This is a genomic window from Vogesella mureinivorans, from assembly GCF_007644035.1.
GTDB lineage: Bacteria > Pseudomonadota > Gammaproteobacteria > Burkholderiales > Chromobacteriaceae > Vogesella > Vogesella mureinivorans.
Window position 1 is genome coordinate 1 of record NZ_VMTV02000749.1, and the last position, 563, is coordinate 563.

1 protein-coding gene is annotated in these 563 nt (G+C 70.2%); it reads right to left on the reverse strand.

Annotation, left to right across the window (positions count from 1 at the left end):
• Positions 1-108 precede the first annotated feature (108 nt).
• The coding region (locus FLQ44_RS18050; protein WP_147695481.1) for a DUF4126 domain-containing protein at positions 109-563 on the reverse strand (455 nt) is incomplete at its 5' end.

Sequence of the window (563 nt, forward strand, 5' to 3'; positions counted from 1 at the left end):
GGATGCAGGTTCCATGCTACCGGCATGCGGGCAGGCAGCGTTCCGCCCTGCAGCCCTGCCAAGCCAGGCCGGGTGCGCGGCCGCAGCATTCCCAGGCCCGCAGGCTGTTCAGCGCCCCAGCAGAGCGCCCAGCCCGCGCCCCAGACCCCGCAGCATCCAGAGCAGCAACAGGAAACCGAGCAGGCTCAGCACGACCAGGGCCAATAGGGTCAGCCAAGGGTAGTGGACCAGCCACAGCAAGGCGCCGACGGCGAGCGAGTCTTCGGCCAGTGAGGCGGTCCAGTTGCTCAGGGGTTCGGGCGAGGTGTTGATCAGGGCGCGACCGCCGCTCTTGAGTCCATGGCTGAGCAGGGCTGCGCCGCCCCCGGCGAGCAGACCGGCCAGGCTCAGGGACTCATCGGGCGCGGCCAAGGTCGCGCCGGCGAGCCAGGCCCCCACCGGCACGCGCAGAACGGTGCTCAGCAGGTCCCAGACCGAATCCACGCCGGGAATCTTGTCCGCGCTGAACTCGACCACGGTCAGCACGCCGCTGACACCGAGCACCCAGGGACTGCTGCAGACCT